The sequence below is a fragment of the Lactococcus sp. SK2-659 genome, assembly GCF_020218185.2.
Taxonomy (GTDB): domain Bacteria; phylum Bacillota; class Bacilli; order Lactobacillales; family Streptococcaceae; genus Lactococcus; species Lactococcus lactis.
In genome coordinates, this window is the sequence record NZ_JAIWQZ020000001.1 from 99,660 (window position 1) to 125,698 (window position 26,039).

Genomic DNA, 26,039 nt, shown 5'->3' on the forward strand with positions numbered 1-26,039 from the left:
GCTAGTCGTTGTACCCCACCGATAATTATCGAAGCCCACCGACTAGCCCACCGTAGATAAACCCTTGTCACGTAAGGATTTGGACTTGTTTTGGTGGTCTTGGTGGTCTAACTGGTTGAAACTTTATCATTTTATAATTTAAGGAAATAAATGAAATTTACAAAAATCAATTTAAAAGAAGCCCCATTCTCTGAAAGATGGAATGATTATACTGATTTTAAAAATTGGCATAATTTTATCAAAGATAATCAATTGTATAGCTATCTAAGAGGTTTGCCCAGTCGCTCAACGTTAAAGTATTATTTTGAGAACGGTAGAGATGTTGGTGAGTACCTGAGAAATGAAGAAAACCGACCGCCATTTTACGACCACGGTTATATGTATAAGACAAAAGACAGAAAAGCATTTATCGTCTATCAACCTTACGGCGCATTAGATAAGATGGATGAATATCACCAAGTTATTGAATGTTGGGCGACTGAACAAGGGATTGAAGCTAAAGTCTATGGATATGATTATGGCTGGTATACCAGCAGTAGCTATCTTGTCATCATGGGGCTAGATCTAAGTGATATTAAGGTTGAAAAAGCGCTAAACTCACATTAATAAATAGGAGAAAAAAACATGAATAACAGTTACCCCAAATTATGGTCAAGAATCATGACTCAAACAATCGCAGAATTAAATAGAAAAAAGAATCTGACTCGACTAGACTTAAAACGTGGAGCATTAGCACTTGTAAAAGGCTTGAATGTACGAAATAAGAAAATCAATGCGGAAAGTGAAGCAGACTACATCAAAGCGGTTTGGGATAATTTCCAGCTTTATGAAATGGCTTTGTCAGTCATTGGAATGCTTACGCCTAAAGAAGTCATTGAAACATTCCCAATTTACAAAAGATATGATGGTCATAAATACGAGACAAAAGATTACTTTAGTGTACAAAAATCTTTAGCAGCTTATGACCTGAATCAGCCCATCAATGCAGTGGATGATAAAGCTTTTGAATTTCTTTGGGATTATGACAACGATGATTTAGTAGAGTTCACGGTAGATTTCATGGGAGCTATGAGTCATATTAATCGTCTTGAGAAAGGTAAAGATTTATTTTCTCAATTCTTAGAGGAAACGCAAGGTATAAAATCTCGTGTGATTGAAATTAACGGGATTGAAGTCATTACTTTTGATAATGATGATGAATAAGATTAAATAAAAAGGCTTTCCAACAAGAAAGGAGTAAAAATGCGAGCAAGATCTCCAACAAAATCAGTTGTTTTAACTCATTTATAAAAAGAGCAATTAACGTAATGAAATACAGGCCTTATCTGTAGTTTCGATAAATTGGTATCTTTACCAATAGAAAATAAGGAATCAATACAATGAATCAAACACTAAATACACTCAATGAGCTGTGGATTGAAGCAGGCGAAAAAGTAGAAAATTATAATGATAAAATCAATCAAATGCTCAAAAATGAAAACTTTTCAGCTCAAACCTTAAGAGATTTAACCGCAAAGAGAGATCATGCTCAAGCCCGTTGTGATGCACTTAGAAATCAAGTCGTCGAAGCACAAGCGACGCAAGTTGCTCATCTTCGCTCAAGCGGACAACTTCCCTTAGGAAATGGAGAAAACCAAACGGATCAATCTTTTATTTCAGATTTCAAAGCCTTAATGAGAGGCGATTCTAAAATCACAAATCTAGTCACTTCCTCTAAAGATGAATCAGGCGAAGCGGCTGGCTTAACCATTCCCCAAGACCTCAGAACTTCCATTAATGTCTTAAAACGCCAGTATGATGTGATGGAGCAATATGTCAATGTTGAAAATGTAACTACTGCCTCAGGTTCTCGTGTTTATGAGAAATGGACAAATATTACCCCACTCACAAAACTAGATAGCGAAGATGAAACCATTGGGGCAAATGACGATCCCAATCTTAAGCTTGTTAAATATCAAATTGGACGCTACGGAGGGATCACAACAGCGACTAACTCCTTACTTAAAGATAGTGCTGAAAACATTATGGCTTGGTTGTCTTCTTGGATTGCTAAGAAAGTCGTCGTTTCTCGTAATAAAGAAATCATCTCACTCATGCAAGCAGCCCCTAAAAAACCAGCGCTCTCTACTTTTGATGATATTATCACTATGATTAATACGGCAGTCGATCCAGCAATTAAAGCGACTTCTATTTTAATTACCAACACGAGCGGACTCAATCAACTTACTTTAGTTAAAGATGCGCTAGGTAATTATTTGTTACAACCTGACCCCGTTCAACCTGATCGCTATTTAATCAAAGGAAAACGAGTGGTTGAAATCAGTGATCATTGGCTTCCAAGTGGTGGAGAAGCAAGCAGTCCGCTTTATCCGCTCTATTATGGAGACTTTAAACAAGCCATGACTTTATTTGACCGTGAAAACATGTCACTACTTCCAACCAATATTGGAGGCGGTGCCTTTGAAACGGATACGACTAAAATTCGTGTGATTGACCGCTTTGATGTTCAGCTTACGGATACAGAAGCCTTTGTGTCTGGTTCGTTTACAGCGATCTCAGATCAAAAGGGAAACATTCATACTGCAGCTACACCTACAACTACCAACTAATCATAAGGAGAAATAATAATGGACATTCGTCATATTGAAGAAAAAACAAAAGAATTAAAAGCACAATCGCTTCCTCTGGTTCAGGCCGTTGAAAAAATACAAGCCTTAGTCAATGAGTTAAGCACAAAACTTGAGAATATGAAAGTAGACAAACAACAGCCAGATATTGATGCGACTCTTGCACAAATGGCTAAAGAACGAGATGCTCGTGTTTTACTTGATGAACTGACGGAACATCTTACCAAGCAAAAAGAAGCGCTTCATCAATTTTGGAATAATGAAGAAACCAATTATGCCATTAAAAAAGAGGCTAATCGCTCACAAGAATACTTGAGCCCAACAGAATCTCAATTAATTGAGGGATTAATTGATAACTCTTTAAAACGAAAATTAAAAGCTTATGGTAAAGAAGTGGAAGAAGCTCGAAATAAAGCCATTGAGATTGTGAACTATTTGAAAGAAAATAATTATGATCAATCCGTTGGTAATGCTCTCCATCCGTTAGTTGAAGCCAAAAACTTTTATTACTTTAGAATGGCTCAGTTGATTAGTTCTACATTTCAACATGAATTGATGGAATATTTGCTTGAGGAGGGGCTGATTACAAACTATCCTGGCTATTATACCCCACGCCGATAAGTAGGGGAGGCACTTAAATAGAGCCTTTAATATGGTATAATAGAACTATCATAAGTCCCAGAGATGGGCAGTGGTATAATAGTACAGGAAAGTATCTCTAATTGTGGAGGTACTTTTTTGTTTAAGAGGGATGACATGATGAATGAAGTTAAATTCAATATTAGGTTTTATTTTACGGGCGGGATGAAACGCTTAACGGATAGGATAGACAACACAGGTCAACCTACACCACAGCGCATTGTATTGAATGCAATGACAGAGCTGTTTGATTCATTGAGTGAGGATGAGATAGAGATGATCAGGCTTAGATACATGAAAGGCTTAACACTATCAGAAGTCGCAAGTCGTTACTCGATAAGTGAACGTACTGTTAAAAATCATACCAACCCAATCGTTAAGCAAGTGAAAGAGATTATCGCTAGAGCAAAGAAGAATGAATTGATAGATAGAAAAGAGGAAATAGAATGCCATTGACTGGACGCTGTCGTGAGCCTAACTGCCACGCTATGGTTATTAGACCACTACACTATTGTACTAAGCACGCTGATAAAGAAGCTGCGTATCAAGCAAGCAGAGAGCGATGGACTAATCGTAATGATGATACTAAAAGATATAAGGACTATAACAAACATAAGCGTGAGTATAGCGACATTAAAGTAGAGCAGAATAAGTTCTATCAAAGCAAGCAATGGAAGTCTATACGTGATGTAGTAAGACGTAGAGATAACTTCCTTTGTCAGTACTGCAAAGCACACAACAGAATAAGAACTGGTAAGATAGTGGACCACATCGTGCCAGTTGAGTTTGATTTGAATGGTAAGACCATCATGGATAACTTGGCTTTCTGTTGTAGCAAATGCCACACAAGGAAAACTAAGTGGGAACAAATTTATTATGGAACTGGATATGGAAATAAAATTAAAAACGTAATCCCCATAAAAAATGTAAAAGATGTCCCTGACTTTCAAAAAAATGAACGATAAATTTTAACAACCCTCCCCCGTATATTTTTACAGGGAAAGCACACACATAGGTCTCATCTTACGTCAAAGACCAATTTTGAAAATTTTTATATAGGGGGGGGCAAAACACTAAAACATTGATATAATCACGGTTATAGGCAAAAAAAGGGAAAAACACTTCCCTTTCTTGCCTTTTTTTACGTCGTTTTAGCACTAATAATCGTTGGTAGCGTGTCTCACAAATAGATTTAGGTTATTTCTCTCATTTTTGGTGGGTAACTTTTAGGGGTCAATTATCCTCGATATCCTTATGGTTGAGCCATTCTATCTCAGAAAAAAAGTTTTCAAAATTGGTCTTTGACGTAAGATGAGACCTATGTGTATGCTCTCTTAAGTCTTATTTATTGGCAATTATTGGAAAAAAGGAGAAAGAAATAAAATATGTTGTAAGAATATACTCTAACGTGGAGGTACTTTCTTTTATTCATAAAATCTAGGATTACTACTTACGGTCATGATAAATGAATGCAGATAAATTATAAAATAAACTTCTGACTTCGGTCACTACTTTTTTTATTTTTCAGAATATGGTATACTTTTTAATAAAACTAAAAAATGGTGGTAGTAATATGAAATTTGAAGGAACTTGGCTTGTTGTTATTATACTAAGTATTGAGGTTTTAGCTTTCGGCGAATTTGAGCAGTCTGATCAAATTCTTTTGATAGGGGGAATTTCTTTTATATTATCTACACTATTCGAAGCTTCTATTTTAATTAGAAACTTTATTCAAAAGCAAACTAAAACATAACCCCGGTTCGGCGGGCGTTTTTTGTTTTTTATGGTAATTGCAACGACGATTGATTGCGAATAAACTATAAAATTGTCAAATATATAAAATAATTTCTGAGAATATTTATTGACATTTGATCCTGAAGTTGTTAAAATGGTTTCATAAATATGATTTGTAATGAAAAGGAACACTATCATTGTGTGTTATCAGTAGCTTGAACATTTAGTGTTTAAGTGAAGTTAAGATAGCCCACACTTGGTAGTGTTTTTTTGTGGAATTGGGGAAGTATGAGTTTAAAGGATATTAATTTTGGGAGTTCTGATGGGCAACATGAATCAAAAGAACAAAATTTTTCTGAGATGTTTTATGAAGATGGTGGACATTATACTAAGTTAACAGACAGTAGAAAGTATCTAATTATTGGTCGAAAAGGCACAGGAAAGACCACACTAGCTGCATATGCTCACTTGCAGGCACAAAAAGCCAAGGGGCATATATCTAAACAACTATTTGCTAATGATTTCATCCAAAAAAAACTATTGAGTTTTTCTCAAAATGAAATAAACCGTGAAGAAAATTCATTATTTTGGGAATACGTATTTTTACTAGATATTGGCCAATCATTAGTTGATTTCTATTCAAAGCTACGATTTTATTCACCAACTAAATATTTTACACAAAAAGAAGTTATAGAATTAAAATCTTTAATTGAAAATGAACATTTAAGGATTGAAAACCTAGTTTCAAATAATGGATATGAAACGAAAAATTCAGGGGGTATAAAAGTTAGTGCAAAGCCGTCTGTAAATCTAAACAGTAGTTGTTCTGTGAACGAATCAGAAACAATAACTAAAATTCGCTCTAAATATTATGAAATTATCCCAAGATTAAAAGAGTTAACGTTTAATTTGTTGAAAAAATCAAAACAGTCTCTCTCTTTATACTATGATGATATGGATCAATTTGAAGAAAGTATTTCGTATGATTATTTTCAGTCTTTGATGAAAAACATGATTTATTCCGCGGATAGATTAAATAGTGACCTTTGGGAATTTAATTCATCAAAAATATGTTTAGTTTTAAGAAAAGATATTGTTGATTCATTACAACATCAGGCAAATAATCTGAATAAATTAGTTACTGATTCAGGTATAGAAATAAGTTGGTTTGATAATGTTCGGTCAGAACCAAGTGAACATCCTCTTATGCAAATGGTTCTTCATAAAATAAAAAAAAGTGATGATAAATTCAGTCAAGCGGATCTAAAAGAAATATATGACGAAATGTTTGAACCCAGTGTTTTTGGTTTCTTAATGGATAGAAGTTTTGGTCGTCCTCGTGATATTATACAATATCTTAATTTATGTAAAAATAATTTTCAAGAGTCAGAAAAAATAACAATAACTCTATTAAAAAAAGTAGAACAAAGTTATTCTGAATGGTTTTACAATGAAATTTTAAACGAATTAGCTATATCAGAACACAAGGATGATATTGAAGAAGTTTTTAAAGTAATCACTAAAAGGGGATATCCTACTTTTAAATTTAATAAATTAGATTTATTTATCAATAGTAGCCCAGAATATAGTATTGATAAGGTTAAATTATTCAAAGTATTATCTGTAATGAGAGAATATAGCATATTGGGAACTGTAAAAAAACGAACAATATTTGATTTTACATACAGAACGGGTTACTCGGTTCCTATTTCTGAAATTACAAATTTCGTTGTTCACAAAGGACTTCGAAAATACTTAAATTTACCATAGTCTTCTCGCCCTTCGGGGCGTTTTTCTTTTACAAAAAACCTACTAGCATCGGGCTAGTAGGTTAATGTTAATAATGAAGGAGGTGGGACTTGAACCCACTAAATAATGATATTCTCCCAACCATTTCGGGTTTCCTTCTTGATTATATATATAGAATACCAATAAAAGATAACGCTGTCAAAAGAAATGATCTAAGCGTTATTGGTATTTTTTCTTTTGTTTGATTTAAGAAACAAGTTTTATAATATAATTATTCCAAATATAAAATTTTTCATAAAGTTTACTCCTAAGCGTCCCTCTCCTAGCTGGGGCGCTTTTTAATTCTAAGGTTTGCAAACGCATTCAAAAAATGATAGAATAAAATTGTGAAAATAATAACATTTACAGGAGGTGCCTGAGATGAAAGATGTTTACAAGAAAATTCTGGTTCCAGTTGATGATTCAAACCAAGCTATGAATGCGCTCCATGAAGCGATTGCAGTTGCCAAAAGGAATGAAGCTGAATTATTTATTCTGAATGTTAAAGATGAAACAAGGTTAAGAGGAACCTCAATTGCTTTAGCAATGAGCCTAGATGAGATTGAAGAAGAGTCAAAACAAATTATCAATAACCTAACTAAAGATTTTCCTAAAGATGTCGCATTTCAAACGGTAACTTTTATAGGAAATCCAAAGAAAGATATTGTTAAATTTGCTGAAGATAATGCAATGGATTTAATTGTGATTGGGGCAAATAGTAAAAAATTAGTAGATCGTATTTTGATTGGTTCTACAACTTCTTATGTTGTTGAAAAATCACCATGCAATGTTATGGTTGTAAAATAATCTTCTATAATTATTGACAAAATCTAATCAGGGAGTTATAATAAGTTACCCTAAACAATCTTTGAGAATTTTTGCTGATAAAATGCTCAAGATAAAACTCCTAAGCGCCTAATTACCCTAGGCGCTTTTTTGTGCTACAATATATTTGGGATGATTGCGGGATTTCATCCTATTTCTAAAGTTAAGCTGCTCTTCGGAGTGGCTTTTTTCAAATAAAAAAACTCTAGTCGGATGACTTCAAGGAGTCCAACTAGAGGATGATAGTGTTAGTACAAATTCAGAAAAAATTTCGTATATACAAAAAATAAGAGGTACTAACAATTTAAATATTATCAATTTTTCAGACAATTGTCAATTATTTATAGTAGTATGTTATAATATATTTAGTGGATGAGAAATTGATTTCTTTTACAGTATCTTTGATAATCTGCAGTTCCATCCACATATATCTAATATAATAACCAAGATATGTGCTGCAGATTGTCATATTTCGGTTCTTTAGCTCAGTTGGTAGCTAACCGTTCGGTCGATGGTTCGAGTCCAGCAAGAACCATAAATATATAGTAGAAACTCCTTAAAAGGAGTTTTTTATTTTGACTCTTTTGTGCGTTTTAACAATAAAAAAATACCAACGAAAGGTTGGTATATATGAATTATTGATATATTTTATAAATAAATCACTGTTCCTCTTTACAACAAAAAGCAGGGATTGATCCTGTCTTCTAATATTGTTTTTTAACAAACTCCACTGCATCAGTAGTCCCTAATGTGCCATCTTTACTTACTTGTTGAAATTTTATATGGCTCTTATCAATTGGAGTGATATGAAATTCAATGCCCTTCTTATCAATAAGTAGAATTTCTTTACTATCTTTATCATCTATATATTCTTGTGAACATTTAGCGATAGGATGCTCTCCATCTCTAATTTCCCAGTCATTTTCATCTTGTTTAATGATAGTGTAAGTTACATCCCAGTCCTTACTATACCAGTCGCCTTGTAACCAATCCGAACTATCTTCTCTAGTTTGACAACCACTCAATACGATTAAACTAAAACCTAAAGCTAAAATTGTAAATAATATTTTTTTCATATTGTTCTCCAAGTATATTTTTAAAAAGAATATCAAAATGTAAATGATTATGCAAGGTATTTTAATCAAAACAATATTCTTTACAAAATAACGTGATGGTAATATAATAATTCTACGAGTAGTATTTTAATAGTGTTTCAGGAAGCGCCTTTTGGCGAGGGTGTTATTCTTGTTTAATATACTTTATTAAAACTGTTTAAAGGATTGACAAGTTTCAATAAGAGCGTTATAATATCTGTATACTGCTGTGACGCCATTTCTTATTTAGGAGTGGCGTCCTCTTATTTTGGAACAAATAATTAGTAATATCTCTTTTTTATTAGTATATTTGCATTAAAGAGGTCACAGTCTCTTGTTATTCATAGCTATAGAAGTCGTGCGCTGCGGCTTCTATTTTATTTACAAAACAATAAGATTATGGTATACTGACAGATGACTTTCTAGAGTTATCGCTCCTTATTTGGAGCGTTTTTCTTTACAACGAAAGCAGTAAATTGTATAATAATCTTACCTTTTACATTAAGGTTATAAATAACTCCTAAAGCATCGTTCTTGACTAAGTGACGGTGTTTTTTATTATTTATTTAATAAACAGAATTTATGATATATTAATCAAACATAAAAACTTCTTCATAAATTTTTGCACTAAGCATCTTACTCCACAATAGGACACTTTTTTTAAAAATAAACTTGTTAAGAAGGTATTTAGCTATATTTTATGCTACAATAATGTTATCTTATAAGTTTAGTGGAAAACGTCCATATATTAATGGTCGTTTTTCTTTATTTATTAATAGCAGTTTATTTAAAATAGTTGTATAATGATATCGTACTAACATAAGCTTTTTCTAAAGCTCAATGCTAAATCGCCATGCACTCCTACGCATAGCGATTTTTTTCTTGACAAAGGCAAATGATAACGCTATAATTAGTTACCCTAAATAATCTCTGAGAGTTTTAATCCATGAAGTTCTCATTGCATAATTTCCTAAGCGCCTTACTCCATAGGCGCTTTTTTATGTTGACAACCTGAGAATAATATCGTACAATGTAATTGCTTACAAAACATTACAAATCTTCAAAACAATTTTTGAAGATTTTGCTTGGGCGAGTTACGGTTGGCTCGTCCTGCCTGCCACAAGTCATTCTTCGGAGTGGCTTTTTTATTGAAAAAAGCACTAGCATTAAGCCAGTGCCGAAAAGTGATTAGAGCAAGGTATGAATAATATAGTGCGGAACTAGATTAACTTGCAATAACTTTTATAATATTATCAATTTTATGAACAATTGTCAATAATAATATCTTATAATGTATTCGGGATGTTTGTGAGATTTCATCCTATTTCTAGAGTTTAGCCACCCTTCTGAGTGGCTTTTAAAATATAAAAAGACCGCTAACCCAGCGCTAGCGGAATGTAAACGTATTCCAAGAAATGGATAAGCCAAATCTTTTACCTACGAAAGTAATAATATCAGAAAAATTAATCATAGTCAAGTTTTTTGTATGCGTTTACTTATAATGTATTAAGTTCATACTATGCTATAATAATAGTGTCTCCGTTTAGTGTCTAGGCGGAGATTTGCTCGAATGGCGGAATTGGCAGACGCTGCGGACTTAAAATCCGTTGGTTATTTAAACCGTGAGGGTTCGAGTCCCTCTTTGAGCATAATAAAAAAGCACTAAACAAGTGCCTGGTCATGATTCTCAATTTTACGCACGGCGGTGAAATGAATAATTTTTGTATATTTTTTTAACAGAGTTTTTAACAGCGTTACGATATTAAATCAGGTTAATTTATATAACTTGAATTTTTGTTTGAATGCCTTTGTAGCGCAGTAAATCAGTTTATGGTATTATAGATAGTGTCCAGGTTATAAGCCTTGGATTTATTATAATATAAATAGTCTAAAAATAGCAGAAATAAGTTATTTAAAATAACAATTATTCAATCATTTATTTTAAGAAAGACAAAAATATATTAAATAAAGGAAATTTATGTTCAAAAATAGTAAATTATTCTTCTGGACAGTGGAAATATTAGCCGTTACTTTGTTAATCTTTCTCTTGTCTCAGATTGATTTTGTATTTCAACCCATTAAAACATTGTTGACGCTCTTATTTGTCCCATTTATTATTGCAGGTTTTTTATATTATGTTTTTAATCCTGTTGTTACTTTCATGGAAGAGAAGTTAAGAATAAAAAAGGTATTAGGAATTTTTATTGTTCTTTTATTAATCTTAGGAATGATTATTTTTGCAATTGCCTCAGTCATTCCAAGCTTAATTTCACAGTTGACAAGTCTAATTAATGCAACCGGAAAAGCTTATCCACAAGTTAGGGCTTGGATTGAAGGGCTTCAACATAATCCACGATTCGCTCAAATCTACGACCAACTTGATGTTAATAGTCTTGTTGAGAAATTAAATCTTTCGTATACTGATATTTTGCACAATTTGCTTAATAGTATCACGGTTAGTGTTGGAAGTATCGTTGGTATCATTACAAGCATTGTTATGGTAATGATTTTGGTACCAATCTTACTTTACTATATGCTTAAAGATGGTGAAAAGATTATTCCGTTTTTGAAGGAAAATGTTTTGACCGAAGATAGATTGAATATCTTTGAACTTCTTGAAAATATGAATCATACGATTTCACGTTATATTTCAGGAGTTGCGCTTGATGCCTTGCTTGTCTTTATTGTCGTCTTTATTGGTTACATGGTTCTTGGAATTCCTTATGCCTTTCTTTTCGCACTCTTTGCTGGAGTAACAAATCTCATTCCTTATGCGGGTCCATATATTGGTGTTTTACCGATGATAGTAACGGTGGCCTTTAATCGACCAGTAACAGCACTTATTGCCGTTATCTATGTCCTTGTTTTGCAACAGCTTGATGGTAATCTGGTTTATCCTAAAATTGTGGGATCAGCTGTGAAAGTTCATCCAGTAACTGTTATGATTCTCATGTTAATTTCTGGAAGTTTGTATGGAATTCTAGGAATGATTATCGCTGTTCCTGCTTATTGCTTAGTCAAAGAGATTGTTAAATTTGCCAATAGCCTTTATAATAATCATAAAGCCGAACAAAGAAAAATTATTTCAAAATGAGAACAAAAATATGATATAATAATTCTATCTAAATTGTTAACTCTCATTTTCAGTAAATTTGAGTTGGCAAAGTTTTGAGTGTTAAAATAAACACTATAATATTTTTCTCAAGGAGCACTAATGTCAAACCCTGATCCCGAGAGTGTATCGATACTCTTGCAGATTCTTTTACTTATTTTTTTAACAGCTTTAAATGCCTTCTTTTCAGCCAGTGAGATGGCCATGGTCAGTCTCAGCCGGACGAAAGTAGAACAAAAGGCTAGCGAAGGTGATAAGAAATATATCAACCTTGTTAATATTCTTAATCAACCAAGTAATTTCCTCTCAACGATTCAAATTGGGATTACTTTGATTAATATTTTAGCGGGGGCTAGTTTGGCCGAAGCCTTATCTTCACGTTTAGCTCCACTGTTAGGTGGAACAGCTCTAGCTAAAACTTTGGCTCAAATTATTGTTTTAGCTGTCTTAACTTATGTCTCTCTCGTATTTGGTGAACTTTATCCGAAACGAATTGCCCAAAACCTCAAAGAAAAATTGGCCTTAAGAGTCGCACCACCTATCCAATTTTTGGGAAAAGTGATGAAACCTTTCGTTTGGTTTTTGGCAAGTTCAACAAATGTCTTAAGCCGATTGACTCCAATGAAATTTGATGATTTGGATGAAGGGATGACTCGAGATGAGATTGAGTATTTACTCAATACAAATGATGAAGCACTTGACGCTAATGAGCGTGAAATGATTACTGGGGTGTTCAGCTTAGACGAGTTGGTTGCGCGTGAAATCATGGTTCCAAGAACAGATGCTTTCATGATTGATATTAATGATGATTCACGTGAAAATATTACCGCTATTCTAAGTGAAACTTATTCACGGGTACCAGTTTATGATGACGATAAAGATAATATTCTGGGAATTTTACATGTGAAAAAACTTTTAAGATATTCTTTTGACCATGGTTTTGATGATATTGACTTACGAGAAATTCTTCAAGAACCTTTGTTTGTTCCTGAAACAATCTTTGTTGATGACTTAATGCGTCAAATGCGTAAAACTCAAAATCAAATGGCTGTATTATTAAACGAATATGGTGGTGTTGAAGGCGTAGTTACCTTAGAAGATTTACTAGAAGAAATCGTTGGTGAAATTGATGACGAAACCGATATTGCTGAAGAAGAAGTCTTCAAAATCGGTGAAAATCTCTATGTTGTCCAAGGGAAAATGACCTTGAATGACTTCAATGAAGAATTTGATACACATCTTGAAAGCAATGACGTTGATACAATTGCAGGTTATTTCTTAGCGACAACTGGTAAAATTCCAGCCAAAGGACAACAAATTGTCTGCAAAGTGGACAATGATGAAGACCATTTTTCACTGACAAGTTTAGAAGTCTCTGGAAAACGTGTGGTTAAACTTCGTGTTGAATTTGATGTCGAACCAGAAGAAACAGAAATTTAAAAAAATTACTGACAGAAATTCTGTCAGTTTTTTTATAGAATAAAACTGATAATTATTTAGATAAGCCCTTACATTTAGGGGCTGACAAGAAATAATTTACTAAAACTTTTTACTGACAGAGCCCTTGTCATTAACTTTTACTGACAGAATTTGATTTGATAAAATCAATGAATTGCGGTATGATAGGGGTGTGAAATAGTGTTTTGAATTGGAGAAGATGATGTCAGAGAATATAGATGAACTTAAAAAAGTTACTGGACTGATTCATTCAACTGAATCTTTTGGTTCTGTTGATGGCCCTGGAGTCCGTTTTATTATTTTCGTGCAAGGCTGTCGGATGCGTTGCAAGTATTGTCACAACCCTGATACTTGGGCATTAAAGTCAGATAAAGCGACAGAGCGTACCGTAGAAGATGTCATGGATGAGGCACTTCGTTTTAGAGGTTTTTGGGGAGAGAAAGGTGGAATTACCGTTTCTGGTGGTGAGGCGCTCCTTCAAATTGACTTTGTATTAGCTCTTTTCAAATATGCAAAATCTCTCGGTATTCATACAACACTTGATACAGCGGCTCAACCATATTTGACTGATAAATATGTAACCGGAAAAATTGATGAGTTACTAGATTATACCGACTTAGTATTATTAGACATTAAAGAAATAAATCCAGAACGACACAAAGAATTGACAGCTAATAAAAACGATAATATTTTAGCTTTTGCACAGTATTTATCAGACCGTGGTAATGCAATGTGGGTTCGTCACGTTCTTGTTCCTGGTGAAAGTGATTTTGATGAAGATTTAGTTCAATTAGGTGAATTTGTAAAAACTTTAAAAAATGTCTTGAAATTTGAAATTTTACCTTACCATACAATGGGTGAATTTAAATGGCGTGAATTAGGTTGGAAATATCCGCTTGAAGGTGTGAAACCTCCAACAAAAGATCGTGTTCATAATGCTAAAGAAATCATGAATACAGAATCTTATCAAGATTACTTAGAACGTATAAGATAAAAAATAAAAATGAATTTGAAGTTATTCAGATTCATTTTTTGTTACAAAACGAACAATCGAATAAAATCAGTCCTAAATGAAAATGAAAATGTGCTTAATCAGCCATTTTTTGGTATAATTTAAGGGATGATAACCCAAATAATTTTTAGTTAAAACTAGAAGTTTAAGTGGGAAATTAAAATTTTTAAAATGAGGTAAAAAAATGTCTGATAAAATACTTGTTTTTGGTCATCAAAAACCTGATACTGACGCTATCGGCTCATCATATGGATTTTCATATTTGAGCAACCACCGTCCAAATGGTGCCCTTAACACTGAAGTAGTTGCCCTTGGAAATCCAAATGAAGAAACACAATTCGTATTGGATTACTTTGGCGTGAAAGCTCCACGTGTAGTAAAATCAGCAAAAGAAGAGGGTGTGGATACAGTAATTTTGACTGACCACAATGAGTTCCAACAATCAATCTCTGATATTGAAGACTTAACAATTTATGGTGTAGTTGACCATCACCGAGTGGCTAACTTTAATACAGCAGCTCCTTTGTTTATGACTGTTGAACCTGTTGGTTCTGCGTCATCAATTGTTTACCGTAAATTCCTTGAAGCAAATGTTGAGATCCCTAGAGAAGTTGCTGGACTTTTACTTTCAGGTTTGATTTCAGATACTTTGCTTTTGAAATCACCAACGACTCATGTAACAGACCATAAAGTTGCTAAAGAACTTGCTGAAATTGCTGGTGTTAACCTTGAAGAATATGGACTTGCAATGCTCAAAGCTGGAACAAATTTATCAACTAAAACAGCAGAAGAATTGATTGATATTGATGCAAAAACTTTTGAATTGAATGGTTCAAATGTTCGTATTGCACAAGTTAATACAGTTGATATTCCAGAAGTTTTAGAACGTCTTTCAGATATTAAAGCAGCTATTAATGCTTCAATGACAGCAAATGGATACGATGACTTTGTCTTTATGATTACTGACATTGTTAACTCAAACTCTGAAATCATTGCTTTGGGTACACATCCAGAAAAATCAGAAGCAGCTTTCAACTTTACACTTGCAGATGACCACGCCTTCCTTGCTGGTGCTGTTTCACGTAAAAAACAAGTTGTTCCACAATTGACTGAAAGCTTCAATAAATAATGACTATTAAAATCTATAATGAAAATCGGCTGACAAGTCAGCCCTTTTTTAAAGATTTGATAGAATATTTAGCACAACATGATGAAGTCATGCTCAGACAGATTCATAAAGATTTTGCTGACGTAAAAAATATTGACCGGCAAATTGACTCATTTATTACTGCTGGGTTAATCTTACGTTCTGATAAACGTTATTCGCTGGGCTTTCATGTTTTTAATGACAGTGAGTTTGATTGGGAAACTTTAAAAGATAAAATTGCTGAACCACAGAAAAACATCTACGAAGCTCCAATTTTTATTGAAAAGGAGTCACGGATTGAAAAGTTATTATCCCAAAGTATGCTTTATCAATCTTTGACTAATCAAACGAATCAAGTTATCTTGAATTTCATGACATCTTTTTCTTACAAAGAATATCCACAGAATACTGAAATTCCACAATCACTTGCCAATTATTTTGATAAAGTGGCCAAAAATTTACCTTTAACTCCGCTTGAAACAGAGGTTTATCAAATGATTGGCGATGTTGACCCAGAATATGCGCTTAAGTATATGACTACTTTTCTTTTGAAATTTATGCGTAAAGAAGTTGTCAAATCTAAGTCGGATATTTTTGTCAATGTGCTGGAGAAATATAACTATATTGAAAAAATTTCGGAAAAAGAATACAAATGTCTTTTGAAATTTTCAGAACAAGTGATTCCAGAGCAGAAATATGCTGATGCTAAATCTTTCATTATTGCTCAAATTCAACAAACCACAGCTATTGAGCCATTCATCTCACTTGGAGACAAATAGGCTATTAGAATAAATTTAAGGAGAACAAATGAAGTACGAAAAACTGTTACCACGTTTTCTTGAATATGTTAAAGTAAATACACGTTCAGATGAAAACAGCACAACAACACCTTCAACTCAAGCGCTCGTAGAATTTGCCCACAAAATGGGTGAAGATATGAAAGCCCTTGGTCTCAAAGATGTTCATTATCTTGAATCAAATGGTTATGTTATCGGTACAATTCCTGCAAATACAGATAAAAAAGTGCGCAAAATTGGACTTTTAGCTCACTTGGATACCGCTGATTTCAACGCAGAGGGTGTTAACCCACAAATTTTGGAAAATTATGATGGTGAATCTGTGATTAAACTTGGTGATACTGAGTTTACACTTGATCCAAAAGATTTCCCAAATCTTAAAAACTACAAAGGGCAAACTTTAGTTCATACTGATGGAACAACTTTGCTTGGTTCAGATGATAAATCTGGTGTAGCTGAAATCATGACTTTGGCTGACTATCTTTTGAATATTAATCCTGATTTTGAACACGGTGAAATTCGTGTTGGATTTGGTCCTGATGAAGAAATTGGTGTAGGTGCTGATAAATTTGACGTAGCTGACTTTGATGTTGACTTTGCTTACACTGTAGATGGTGGACCACTTGGAGAACTTCAATATGAAACTTTCTCAGCAGCTGGTGCAGTGATTGAGTTCCAAGGTAAAAATGTTCACCCAGGGACAGCAAAAAATACAATGGTTAATGCATTACAATTAGCAATTGACTACCACAATTCACTTCCAGAATTTGACCGTCCTGAAAAAACTGAAGGCCGTGAAGGTTTCTTCCATCTTTTGAAACTTGATGGTACACCAGAAGAAGCAAGAGCTCAATATATCATTCGTGATCATGAAGAAGGTAAATTCAACGAACGTAAAGCTTTGATGCAAGAGATTGCAGATAAAATGAATGCTGAACTTGGTCAAAACCGTGTGAAACCAGTTATTAAAGACCAATACTACAACATGGCTCAAATCATTGAAAAAGATATGTCAATTATTGATATTGCTAAAAAAGCAATGGAAAATCTTGATATTGTCCCAATTATTGAACCAATTCGTGGTGGAACTGATGGGTCTAAAATTTCATTTATGGGACTTCCAACACCAAACCTTTTTGCAGGTGGTGAAAACATGCACGGACGTTTTGAATTTGTTTCTGTACAAACAATGGAAAAAGCAGTAGATACTTTGCTTGAAATCATTCGTTTGAACAATGAAGTAGTAAAATAAAAGAAAAAGAGAGAGTAATTAGTTTTTAAGCTCGATAATAAAAGAACAAGTCGCCCAAGAAGGTTTTTGATTAAAAATCTTCATGAGCGGCTTGCTTTGCGCTTATCTTATAATTTTCAGACTAATTGCTACTTTTCGATAACTTTCTGCTACTGTATAAAATATTATTCTGTTTCTAAATATTTTACTGACAACTTTGTTAGTAAAATTGAGCTATTATTCAAGACTTTAAAAATAAAATTGACTGATTATAAGTCAATTAATGTAAAAGGAAAGATTATGTCACAAAACACAAAAGGTAAACTCTCACTCGTAGGACTCTCGTTGATGATATTTACGACAGTCTTTGGTTTTGGGAATATCCCTGTCGCTTTCTACCAAATGGGCTACGGCGCCATTCCTTGGTATATTATTGGAGCCCTGCTCTTTTTCCTCCCTTTTGCCTTTATGGTAACGGAAATGGGTTCAGCATTTAAAGATGAAAAAGGAGGAATTTATTCATGGATGAGTGAGGCGGTTAACCCCACCTTCGCCTTCGTTGGAACATTCATGTGGTATGCTTCTTATGTTATCTGGATGGTAAGTGTTGCCAATAAAATTTTGATTCCAATGGTCAATTTGATTTTTGGTAACTCAACACACACCCCTTCATTACTTTGGATTTCAATTGCAGCTGTAGTTTGGATGGCATTGATTACCTTTATGGTCTCAAAAGGTGTGGAAACAATTAAAAAATTCACCTCTATTGCGGGGGTTGCCGTTCTTTCACTCAATGTTATTTTAATTCTTGGTGCTGTTCTTGTACTTATTGTTAATGGTCATCCAGCAACACCAATTAATCTTGCTGCTTTTACTTCATCTCCTAATCCAACTTTTGATGGTAGTATTGTTGCCTTTATTGCCTTTCTTGTATTTGCTGTCTTCGCTTATGGTGGAGTTGAATCAATCGCTGGTTTAGTTGACCAAACTCACGAGCCTGAGAAAAACTTCCCACGAGGAATCATCACATCAGCGCTTATTATTGCTGTGGGTTATGCTGTTGCTATTCTTAGTGTTGGTTTCTTCGTTGATTATTCACAATGGATTCCAGCCATTAAAGATGGATCAATGAACCTTGGGACTGTTCCTTACATGCTTTTGCAAAACCTTGGTGAAGCAGTTGGTCATGCACTTGGACTTTCTACTCCTGGAGCAGATATGCTTGGTGGTATTTTCGCCCGTTATATCGGTCTTTCTATGCTTCTTGCTTACATGGGTGCCTTCTTTACCTTGACTTATAGTCCAATCAAACAGTTGATTACTGGTACACCAGAAAAACTTTGGCCTGGTAAATTAGGAAAACTTGATGAAGAAGGAATGCCAAAATTTGCAATGTGGATTCAATTTGCAATTGTTACCTTAATTATTGTTTTGAATTTCTTGACTTCACAAGGTGGAGCAAGTCAATTCTTCCTCATTTTGACTTATATGGCTAATGTTTCTATGACTTTGCCTTATCTCTTCATCGTTATTGCTTTCTGGTACTTCAAGAAGAATAAAAATATTGTTAAACCAATTGAATTCTTTAAATCAAATTTTGTTGTGAATTTCTTGACAATTTTGGTCTTGGTTGTTGTTGGTGGGGCTAACTTCTTCACAATTATTCAACCAATTGTGAATTATGTTCAATTACCAGCTGTTGACCAAACTGGTAAAGCATTATCTGAAATGTTGACATCATTTATTTCAATGATTGGTGGGCCACTTATCTTTGGTGTAATTGCCTACTTCATGATGCGCAACTATAGAAAGAAAAATAACTTGTAATAAAATTATTTTAAAAAAATAAAAGCTGAGTTTGCTCAGCTTTTTTTATATTCAGATATTTTGTCGATAAAAAGCCTTCCATATTTTTCGAGTTTAACAGGTCCGACACCAGAAATTTGTAAAAATTGACTTGGGCTATCTGGCAGAACTTGAGCCATTTCTTTAAGGGCACTATCAGAAAAAATCATGAAAGGAGGGACGCCTTCTTCCTTGGCTAGTTCAAGTCGAAGTGCACGAATACTTGCAAAACATTCTTCATCAAAATGATGAGAAATTTTTGTTTTCGATTCAATAATTAAGCTAGCTTTGCGATAAACTTTGATTTGTCCTTTGAGGACTTTTAATCCTTGGGCTGAAAGAAGGAGAAGTGGGAATTTACCTGATGTAATGTTTAAATAACCTTCAGCAGATAGAAAATCGATTAATTCACCTACGGTCTTTTGGGAATGGTTTTTCATAATTCCAAAAGTCGATAGAGATTCAAAATTCCATTTTGCAATATTTTTATTTTTAGAACCAATCAAAACTTGTGCTACGGCCGTCTTACCAAAACGTTCACCCATTCGGACGACACAAGATAGAACTTTTTGAGCATCAATTGTAATATCGAGAAGTTCTCTTTCATCAAGACAATTACTACATTTTTTACAATCTTCACCTTCATCACCAAAATATTGCAAGATATAGCGTTGTAAACAGGTTTCGGCACTTGTGTATGCTTGCATTTGTCGAAGCTTTTCGTATTCATGTTCCTTGTGCGCTTCATCACCTTCACTTTGCTCAATCAAGAAATTACGAATTCGTAAATCATTTGGTGAAAAAAGGAGGATAGCATCAGATTCAAGCCCATCCCGTCCTGCTCGTCCAGCTTCTTGATAATAACTTTCAATTGTTGCGGGAAGGGCATAATGAATCACAAATCGAACATTTGGTTTATTGATTCCCATGCCAAAAGCATTAGTGGCAACCATTATTGGCACTTCGTCAAAGAGAAAAAGTTCTTGATTCATTTGACGTTCCTGTTCACTCAGTCCAGCATGGTAACGAACGGCTTTGAAATGATTATGGTTGAGCCATTCACAAATTTCTTCAACTTCTTTACGAGTGCTGGCATAGATAATTCCAGCAGCCTCACTTTCTTGATTTTTAAGATAATTTTTAAGAAAAGTTCTCTTATCCATCCCTTTGACTACTTCAAAACGTAAGTTTTCTCTAAGAAAACCGGTTTTAATAGTATGACTGGAGGAAATTGAAAGAAGTTTTTGAATATCATCTGCAACTTTTGGTGTCGCAGTGGCCGTAAGGGCTAAGACGGTAGGATTTGTTGGTAAATATTGGAGATGAGAGGCAAAATCGACATAACTGGGTCTGAAATCGTGCCCCCATTGTGAAATGCAGTGTGCTTCGTCTATGGCAACTAAATCAATTGGAAGTTTTTGTAAAAAGACATTGAAATAGTCTAATGAAAAACGCTCTGGTGCTACAAAAAGAAGCTTGATTTCGCCATTTTCAACCTGTCGCATTCTTTGATAAGATTCGGAATCCTCTAAGGTAGAGTTAATAAATGTTGCTGGAATTCCGGCAATATTCAGCTGGTCGACTTGATCTTTCATCAAGCTAATAAGTGGGGAGATTACGAGAGTAAGCCCTGGTTGAATAAGAGCTGGTAACTGATAGCAGATTGATTTTCCAGCTCCTGTGGGTAAAATACCAAGAGTGGCTTGTCCATCTAGGACTTGTTCAATAATTTGTTTCTGACCATTTCGGAAATTGTCATAACCAAAAATTTCTTTTAATTTAGCTTCTAAATTCATTCTTACTATATTATACGTAAAAGAAGAAGAAAAATCACAAATGACTCATAAAAATTGATAACGAATGGTTCAAAGATTACATTAAAAGAACTAAGATGTTTTTGTTACTTTAAATGATACAAAATGAAGTGAAAAGTGATATAATAAAACAAAAGAATGCGTTTACAAAATTTTATATATAGAGGAGACTTTCTTATGAAAGCAGCAGTAGTAAGACACAATCCAGATGGTTATGCGGACCTTGTTGAAAAGGAACTTCGAGCAATCAAACCTAATGAAGCTTTGCTTGACATGGAGTATTGTGGGGTCTGTCATACCGATTTGCACGTTGCAGCAGGTGATTATGGCAACAAAGCAGGGACTGTTCTTGGTCATGAAGGAATTGGAATTGTCAAAGAAATTGGAGCTGATGTAAGCTCGCTTCAAGTTGGTGATCGGGTTTCAGTGGCTTGGTTCTTTGAAGGATGTGGTCACTGTGAATACTGTGTATCTGGTAATGAAACTTTTTGTCGAGAAGTTAAAAATGCAGGATATTCAGTTGATGGCGGAATGGCTGAAGAAGCGATTGTTGTTGCCGATTATGCTGTCAAAGTACCTGACGGACTTGACCCAATTGAAGCTAGCTCAATTACTTGTGCTGGAGTAACAACTTACAAAGCAATCAAAATATCAGGAGTAAAACCTGGTGATTGGCAAGTAATTTTTGGTGCTGGAGGACTTGGAAATTTAGCAATTCAATATGCTAAAAATGTTTTTGGAGCAAAAGTAATTGCTGTTGATATTAATCAAGATAAATTAAATTTAGCTAAAAAAATTGGAGCTGATGTGATTATCAATTCTGGTGATGTAAATCCAGTTGATGAAATTAAAAAAATAACTGGCGGCTTAGGGGTGCAAAGTGCAATAGTTTGTGCTGTTGCAAGGATTGCTTTTGAACAAGCGGTTGCTTCTTTGAAACCTATGGGCAAAATGGTTGCTGTGGCACTTCCCAATACTGAGATGAGTTTATCAGTTCCAACAGTTGTTTTTGACGGAGTGGAGGTTGCAGGTTCACTTGTCGGAACAAGACTTGACTTGGCAGAAGCATTTCAATTTGGAGCAGAAGGTAAGGTAAAACCAATTGTTGCGACACGCAAACTGGAAGAAATCAATGATATTATTGATGAAATGAAGGCAGGAAAAATTGAAGGCCGAATGGTCATTGATTTTACTAAATAAATATAAAAGAGGCGATGCAGATAAATTCAAAAAATTTGGTCAATTATTCAAGTGATGAATTTAACAATCTTTCGCAATTTCAACAAGAAGAAATTACAAACAATTTTAAAGAAGCTATTTTGTACAAAATGAAAGAAAAAAATTTGCATATTGATGAGGTAAGTGAAAAAGCTGGCTATTCTTCACGGAATCTTTCAGCATTACTTTATTCTGATACTGTAAGTTATGAAACTCATGCGGAATTACAAAGAATTCTTGCTGTTGTTAATTCTTTTGCCTAGTCAGAAGAAAAAGAAAAAACGACTCCCATTGAGTCGTTTTTTTATGTTAATTTACTGACAGAATTTTTGTCAGTAAATTAGAGATATTTTTGAGCAGCAGCTGTATCTCCAATATAAGGTTGACGTTTTCCGTCTTTTAATTGGAACATATCAGTTCCTTTTCCGGCGATAATCACAGCATCGTCAGTACTTTTAGTTTTACTGACAGCTTTTTTTATTGCCAATTCACGGTCAAGTTCAAAATCAAGTGTGCGACTGACAAAAGAAGCAATCTCGTCAGCAATTATTTTAGGGTCTTCTCGATTTGAATCATCAGTAGTTAAAATGACATCAAGTCGCGGATGTTTTTCAATCACTTGTCCGAAATCTTTCCGGCGACTTTCGCCTTTATTTCCGGTTGAACCAAGGACTAGAACAAGCTGACCAGCATGGTGTTCTTCAACAACTTCAACAAGATTTTCTAACGATAGACCGTTGTGAGCATAATCAATATAGATGTGAGCACCATTTTTGGCAGTAAGAAGTTCCATGCGTCCTGGAACAACAGCAAGAGCTAAACCGTCATGGATATTTTCTAATGAAGCGCCTAAAGCTTTAGTTGCTAATGCTGTAGCTAAGGCATTTTCTTGGTTGAAGTGTCCTAATAAGCGAATGTCAAATGCTCCACTGACAGAACCGTCAGTAACAAAATGAAGTCCTTTTGATTCAATAATTTTATTTTCAGAATCAGCACCATAGAAAGCATGTGGAATTTTACGTTCCTTAAGTTCCTCTTTAATGATGGCAAAGTGATTCATTTCGGAATTAGCAACAAAATAACGTGAATTTTTGAGAAGTTGACGTTTGCAGTAAAAATAATCTTCAAGCGTTGGATGTTCAACTGGGCCAATGTGGTCAGGAGAAATGTTTAAGAAAACCCCAACATCAAATGTTAAACCGTAAACCCGTTCTGTTTTGTAAGCTTGGCTTGAAACTTCCATGACCAAATGTGTCATTCCATTTGTCAGAGCTTTTGCCATCATTTCTAGTAAATCAAGACTTTCAGGAGTTGTCAATTCTGATTTAAAATAATTTTTTCCATCCAAAGTTGTTTGGGCAGTAGATAAAAGTGCAGTTTTGCCACCGTTCATTTTGTCAAGTATTGCTTTAGCAAAATAAGCAGAAGTGGTTTTTCCTTTTGTACCAGTCAAAGCTAAGGTTTTGAGTTTATTTTGTGGAAAATCATAAAAGCTTGCAGCTATTAAAGCCATTGCTCGTTTAACATCAGTGACAATAATTGCTGGGAGAGCTACTTCATAATCAAATTCTGAAACATAAAAAGCAGCTTCTAAGTCTGTTAAATATTCTTTTTTAAAATTCAAACCCTTGGCAAAGAAAAGGGTATTTTCTGTTGATTTTCGTGAATCATAAGAGAGTTGGTCAAAGTTTACTTCCTTTGGCCAGTTGAAATAATATTCGCCAGCAGAAGAAATCTCACGGAAATTATTATCTTTTTTTAGTATTTCTATAACTTGTTCAAGCCTAATCATGTGAGGAATGCCTATTTATCGCTAAATTCGCGATACCTTTCTAAAACAAGGAAACTAAGGGAAAAAATCCCATTACCCTATATTATAGCACAAGCCAAGAGCTGGTGCATGTCCCATTTGTTTATAGATGGTAATAGATGACATCGTGAATTAATGATCTAAAACCATTCTTTTATTGTCAAAATACAGAACTTAGGGTAAAATGGAACAATGGAAGATTCAGAAAAAATAATGAATACAGATCAGCAGTCACCAAAAACGGCTGCAAAATCAAAAGATCAGATGCTCTCTGGTGCTGCTTGGCGGACTGGTGCGGACATGATTGGGAAAATACTAGGTGTAATTTATATTATTCCTTGGTATGCTTGGATGGGGCGTTTTGGTAATGAGGCCAACTCCCTCTTTAGTATGGGTTATAATATCTATGCTCTTTTCCTATTGATTTCAACAGTGGGGATTCCGGCGGCAATTGCGCGTGAAGTGGCTCGCTATAATACATTAGATGACCCTAACATGGCTTACCGGCTCGTTCGGCAAATGCTCGGAGTGATGCTGGTTCTTGGAATTGTTGCGTCTGGGCTCATGTTCTTTCTTGCAGGTCCACTCTCAACCCTTGTTGGCGGTAAGGATAGCGCAGATTTAATTCCAGTCATGAAAAGTTTAGCATTGGCTGTCTTGATTTTCCCTTCGATGTCAGTTATTCGAGGATATTTTCAAGGCTTGAATCAAGTGAAAGCTTATGCTATGAGTCAGCTTTTGGAACAAATTGTTCGGGTCATTTGGATGCTAGCGGCAACCTTTGCTATCATGAAGTTAGGTTCGCACAATTGGCAAAATGCCGTGACACAATCTACTTTGGCTGCCTTTATTGGGATGTTAGGTTCCTATGCTGTATTATTCTATTACTTACAGAAATCAGGAAATCTTAATAAATTAATCAATCCTGGTCCTGTAAAATCTAAAATTAATGCTTTAGAGATTTTTAGATCAACATTACACACAGCTATCCCATTTATTATCATTGGTTCAGCTATTCAAATTTTTAAAATTATTGATAACTCAACCTTTATGAATATGATGCCTTGGGTAACAAACTATAGTCATAATGAATTGCTTGTTCTGATGAGTTATTTCTCAGCAAATACTGATAAATTAACGATGGTCTTGTTGGGTGTCGCATTGACGCTTGGTTCTGTTTCAGACCCTCTGATTACAGAGCATTATGTTCAAGGGAATCGGCGTGAACTTGCAACGTTAGTGGGTTATAATTTCCAATTATACGTTGGTTTTATGCTTCCTGCCGTGATTGGAATGTCATTGTTGACTAAACCGATTTATACAATCTTCTACCAAATTCCTTCTGGATTACAAAGTAGTTTGTTTGTCTTTGCTATTTTACAAACTTTCTTGTTAGGACTTTATATGATTGTCTATCCTCCACTGACAGTAATGGACCATAAACGTTTGGCAATGCGAATCTTTACCTTGACTCTTGTCATTAAATTAGTTTTGCAAGTTCCAATGATACTTATTTTCCATACTTATGGACCTTTACTTGCGACCACTGTTTCATTCTTAGTTGGTGTTTTCTTATTCATTAGAAAACTACATGAGTTAACTCATTTTTCAATTAAGAATACAGTTCGCGGAATTCAAGGGGCAACTTTACTGACAGGATTTATGGCTATTGTGGTTATTATTGTTGAAATCATTTTAGGTTTTATTTTCGGTAAGAACCCAGGTCGAATTGCCTCAGTATTTATTGCTGCCATTGCCGGTGGGGCAGGATTTTATACTTATCTCTGGTTTGCTGCCAAACTCGGACTTCTAGAAAAATGGTTTGGTCCAAGAGGTTTGTCACTTCGTCGAAAATTACATATCTAATAAAAAATAAGTCTGTCAGTAA

Annotated in this window: 22 protein-coding genes and 2 tRNA genes; 21 read left to right on the top strand and 3 right to left on the bottom strand. The window is 34.4% G+C overall.

The features are described 5' to 3' along the window. The first annotated feature begins 150 nt into the window (after window positions 1-150). The 10 genes from LDP15_RS00530 to LDP15_RS00575 all read left to right on the top strand — a co-directional run bounded on the left by LDP15_RS00530 (window position 151) and on the right by LDP15_RS00575 (window position 8,148). Window positions 151-606, top strand: a complete 456-nt coding sequence (locus LDP15_RS00530; protein ID WP_136122609.1) for a hypothetical protein — start codon at window positions 151-153, stop codon at window positions 604-606. Between the two features lie 18 nt (window positions 607-624). Further along, on the top strand, window positions 625-1,203 hold the full coding sequence (locus LDP15_RS00535; RefSeq protein WP_015426980.1) for a hypothetical protein: 579 nt from the start codon (window positions 625-627) through the stop codon (window positions 1,201-1,203). Between the two features lie 176 nt (window positions 1,204-1,379). Next, window positions 1,380-2,609 carry a phage major capsid protein gene (locus tag LDP15_RS00540; RefSeq protein ID WP_015426979.1) on the top strand — a complete coding sequence of 410 codons (1,230 nt, stop codon included), beginning with the start codon at window positions 1,380-1,382 and terminating at the stop codon, window positions 2,607-2,609. 18 nt (window positions 2,610-2,627) lie between these two features. Next, window positions 2,628-3,248 carry a hypothetical protein gene (locus LDP15_RS00545; RefSeq protein ID WP_015426978.1) on the top strand — a complete coding sequence of 207 codons (621 nt, stop codon included), beginning with the start codon at window positions 2,628-2,630 and terminating at the stop codon, window positions 3,246-3,248. A gap of 138 nt (window positions 3,249-3,386) precedes the next feature. Beyond that, a complete protein-coding gene (locus tag LDP15_RS00550; protein ID WP_225513422.1) occupies window positions 3,387-3,722 on the top strand; it encodes a sigma factor-like helix-turn-helix DNA-binding protein in 336 nt (111 codons plus the stop codon). Continuing rightward, window positions 3,713-4,231 (top strand): HNH endonuclease, encoded by a 519-nt coding sequence (locus LDP15_RS00555; protein WP_015426976.1) that lies wholly within the window; start codon window positions 3,713-3,715, stop codon window positions 4,229-4,231. The genes LDP15_RS00550 and LDP15_RS00555 overlap by 10 nt, the downstream gene beginning before the upstream one ends. Before the next feature lie 566 nt (window positions 4,232-4,797). Next, on the top strand, window positions 4,798-5,019 hold the full coding sequence (locus tag LDP15_RS00560; protein WP_015426974.1) for a hypothetical protein: 222 nt from the start codon (window positions 4,798-4,800) through the stop codon (window positions 5,017-5,019). A 269-nt stretch (window positions 5,020-5,288) separates the two neighbouring features. Then, on the top strand, window positions 5,289-6,770 hold the full coding sequence (locus LDP15_RS00565; RefSeq protein WP_015426973.1) for a P-loop ATPase, Sll1717 family: 1,482 nt from the start codon (window positions 5,289-5,291) through the stop codon (window positions 6,768-6,770). Window positions 6,771-7,169: 399 nt separating this feature from the next. After that, window positions 7,170-7,595 carry a universal stress protein gene (locus LDP15_RS00570; RefSeq protein WP_017864806.1) on the top strand — a complete coding sequence of 142 codons (426 nt, stop codon included), beginning with the start codon at window positions 7,170-7,172 and terminating at the stop codon, window positions 7,593-7,595. Window positions 7,596-8,087: 492 nt separating this feature from the next. Continuing rightward, window positions 8,088-8,148, top strand: a tRNA-Ser gene (locus tag LDP15_RS00575). A gap of 169 nt (window positions 8,149-8,317) precedes the next feature. Here LDP15_RS00575 and LDP15_RS00580 read toward each other — a convergent pair. After that, window positions 8,318-8,689 (bottom strand): membrane lipoprotein lipid attachment site-containing protein, encoded by a 372-nt coding sequence (locus tag LDP15_RS00580; RefSeq protein ID WP_015426971.1) that lies wholly within the window; start codon window positions 8,687-8,689, stop codon window positions 8,318-8,320. Between the two features lie 1,582 nt (window positions 8,690-10,271). Here LDP15_RS00580 and LDP15_RS00585 point away from each other — a divergent pair. The 8 genes from LDP15_RS00585 (at window position 10,272) to yjeM (ending at window position 19,291) form a co-directional block, all read left to right on the top strand. Continuing rightward, window positions 10,272-10,356, top strand: a tRNA-Leu gene (locus tag LDP15_RS00585). Between the two features lie 329 nt (window positions 10,357-10,685). Next, window positions 10,686-11,801 (top strand): AI-2E family transporter, encoded by a 1,116-nt coding sequence (locus LDP15_RS00590; RefSeq protein ID WP_010906150.1) that lies wholly within the window; start codon window positions 10,686-10,688, stop codon window positions 11,799-11,801. Between the two features lie 120 nt (window positions 11,802-11,921). Further along, window positions 11,922-13,259: a hemolysin family protein gene (locus LDP15_RS00595; RefSeq protein ID WP_015426970.1), complete on the top strand. Its 1,338-nt coding sequence runs from the start codon at window positions 11,922-11,924 to the stop codon at window positions 13,257-13,259. Window positions 13,260-13,476: 217 nt separating this feature from the next. Next, window positions 13,477-14,271 (top strand): pyruvate formate-lyase-activating protein, encoded by a 795-nt coding sequence (pflA, locus tag LDP15_RS00600; protein WP_015426969.1) that lies wholly within the window; start codon window positions 13,477-13,479, stop codon window positions 14,269-14,271. Window positions 14,272-14,473: 202 nt separating this feature from the next. Then, entirely contained in the window at window positions 14,474-15,418 is a 945-nt protein-coding gene (locus LDP15_RS00605; RefSeq protein ID WP_015426968.1) for a manganese-dependent inorganic pyrophosphatase, read from the top strand. Further along, window positions 15,418-16,215: a DUF1803 domain-containing protein gene (locus LDP15_RS00610; protein WP_015426967.1), complete on the top strand. Its 798-nt coding sequence runs from the start codon at window positions 15,418-15,420 to the stop codon at window positions 16,213-16,215. Before LDP15_RS00605 ends, LDP15_RS00610 begins: the two co-directional genes overlap by 1 nt. A gap of 28 nt (window positions 16,216-16,243) precedes the next feature. Beyond that, window positions 16,244-17,485 carry a peptidase T gene (gene pepT, locus LDP15_RS00615; protein ID WP_015426966.1) on the top strand — a complete coding sequence of 414 codons (1,242 nt, stop codon included), beginning with the start codon at window positions 16,244-16,246 and terminating at the stop codon, window positions 17,483-17,485. Between the two features lie 279 nt (window positions 17,486-17,764). Then, complete coding sequence (gene yjeM / locus LDP15_RS00620) at window positions 17,765-19,291, top strand: glutamate/gamma-aminobutyrate family transporter YjeM (RefSeq protein ID WP_136122610.1); 1,527 nt, start codon at window positions 17,765-17,767, stop codon at window positions 19,289-19,291. 35 nt (window positions 19,292-19,326) lie between these two features. Here yjeM and recQ read toward each other — a convergent pair whose 3' ends face one another. Beyond that, window positions 19,327-21,105, bottom strand: coding sequence for a DNA helicase RecQ (gene recQ / locus LDP15_RS00625; RefSeq protein WP_225513407.1), 1,779 nt, complete (start codon window positions 21,103-21,105; stop codon window positions 19,327-19,329). 195 nt (window positions 21,106-21,300) lie between these two features. Here recQ and adhP point away from each other — a divergent pair, with 195 nt between their 5' ends. Further along, complete coding sequence (gene adhP / locus LDP15_RS00630; RefSeq protein WP_042230580.1) at window positions 21,301-22,323, top strand: alcohol dehydrogenase AdhP; 1,023 nt, start codon at window positions 21,301-21,303, stop codon at window positions 22,321-22,323. A 14-nt stretch (window positions 22,324-22,337) separates the two neighbouring features. Beyond that, window positions 22,338-22,604, top strand: coding sequence for a hypothetical protein (locus LDP15_RS00635; protein ID WP_225513408.1), 267 nt, complete (start codon window positions 22,338-22,340; stop codon window positions 22,602-22,604). Between the two features lie 77 nt (window positions 22,605-22,681). Here the strand turns inward: LDP15_RS00635 and LDP15_RS00640 are convergent, their stop codons facing one another. Next, complete coding sequence (locus LDP15_RS00640) at window positions 22,682-24,133, bottom strand: UDP-N-acetylmuramoyl-L-alanyl-D-glutamate--2,6-diaminopimelate ligase (RefSeq protein ID WP_015426962.1); 1,452 nt, start codon at window positions 24,131-24,133, stop codon at window positions 22,682-22,684. 210 nt (window positions 24,134-24,343) lie between these two features. Here LDP15_RS00640 and LDP15_RS00645 point away from each other — a divergent pair, with 210 nt between their 5' ends. Beyond that, complete coding sequence (locus tag LDP15_RS00645; protein ID WP_225513409.1) at window positions 24,344-26,017, top strand: polysaccharide biosynthesis protein; 1,674 nt, start codon at window positions 24,344-24,346, stop codon at window positions 26,015-26,017. The last annotated feature ends 22 nt before the right edge of the window (window positions 26,018-26,039 follow it).

Bases quoted from the DNA above. Each gene is read 5' to 3' on its own strand.
- LDP15_RS00530 (WP_136122609.1), top strand. From the start codon at position 151: ATGAAATTTACAAAAATCAATTTAAAAGAAGCCCCATTCTCTGAAAGA.
- LDP15_RS00535 (WP_015426980.1), top strand. From the start codon at position 625: ATGAATAACAGTTACCCCAAATTATGGTCAAGAATCATGACTCAAACA.
- LDP15_RS00540 (WP_015426979.1), top strand. From the start codon at position 1,380: ATGAATCAAACACTAAATACACTCAATGAGCTGTGGATTGAAGCAGGC.
- LDP15_RS00545 (WP_015426978.1), top strand. From the start codon at position 2,628: ATGGACATTCGTCATATTGAAGAAAAAACAAAAGAATTAAAAGCACAA.
- LDP15_RS00550 (WP_225513422.1), top strand. From the start codon at position 3,387: ATGAATGAAGTTAAATTCAATATTAGGTTTTATTTTACGGGCGGGATG.
- LDP15_RS00555 (WP_015426976.1), top strand. From the start codon at position 3,713: ATGCCATTGACTGGACGCTGTCGTGAGCCTAACTGCCACGCTATGGTT.
- LDP15_RS00560 (WP_015426974.1), top strand. From the start codon at position 4,798: ATGGTATACTTTTTAATAAAACTAAAAAATGGTGGTAGTAATATGAAA.
- LDP15_RS00565 (WP_015426973.1), top strand. From the start codon at position 5,289: ATGAGTTTAAAGGATATTAATTTTGGGAGTTCTGATGGGCAACATGAA.
- LDP15_RS00570 (WP_017864806.1), top strand. From the start codon at position 7,170: ATGAAAGATGTTTACAAGAAAATTCTGGTTCCAGTTGATGATTCAAAC.
- LDP15_RS00580 (WP_015426971.1), bottom strand. From the start codon at position 8,689: ATGAAAAAAATATTATTTACAATTTTAGCTTTAGGTTTTAGTTTAATC.
- LDP15_RS00590 (WP_010906150.1), top strand. From the start codon at position 10,686: ATGTTCAAAAATAGTAAATTATTCTTCTGGACAGTGGAAATATTAGCC.
- LDP15_RS00595 (WP_015426970.1), top strand. From the start codon at position 11,922: ATGTCAAACCCTGATCCCGAGAGTGTATCGATACTCTTGCAGATTCTT.
- pflA (WP_015426969.1), top strand. From the start codon at position 13,477: ATGATGTCAGAGAATATAGATGAACTTAAAAAAGTTACTGGACTGATT.
- LDP15_RS00605 (WP_015426968.1), top strand. From the start codon at position 14,474: ATGTCTGATAAAATACTTGTTTTTGGTCATCAAAAACCTGATACTGAC.
- LDP15_RS00610 (WP_015426967.1), top strand. From the start codon at position 15,418: ATGACTATTAAAATCTATAATGAAAATCGGCTGACAAGTCAGCCCTTT.
- pepT (WP_015426966.1), top strand. From the start codon at position 16,244: ATGAAGTACGAAAAACTGTTACCACGTTTTCTTGAATATGTTAAAGTA.
- yjeM (WP_136122610.1), top strand. From the start codon at position 17,765: ATGTCACAAAACACAAAAGGTAAACTCTCACTCGTAGGACTCTCGTTG.
- recQ (WP_225513407.1), bottom strand. From the start codon at position 21,105: ATGAATTTAGAAGCTAAATTAAAAGAAATTTTTGGTTATGACAATTTC.
- adhP (WP_042230580.1), top strand. From the start codon at position 21,301: ATGAAAGCAGCAGTAGTAAGACACAATCCAGATGGTTATGCGGACCTT.
- LDP15_RS00635 (WP_225513408.1), top strand. From the start codon at position 22,338: ATGCAGATAAATTCAAAAAATTTGGTCAATTATTCAAGTGATGAATTT.
- LDP15_RS00640 (WP_015426962.1), bottom strand. From the start codon at position 24,133: ATGATTAGGCTTGAACAAGTTATAGAAATACTAAAAAAAGATAATAAT.
- LDP15_RS00645 (WP_225513409.1), top strand. From the start codon at position 24,344: ATGGAAGATTCAGAAAAAATAATGAATACAGATCAGCAGTCACCAAAA.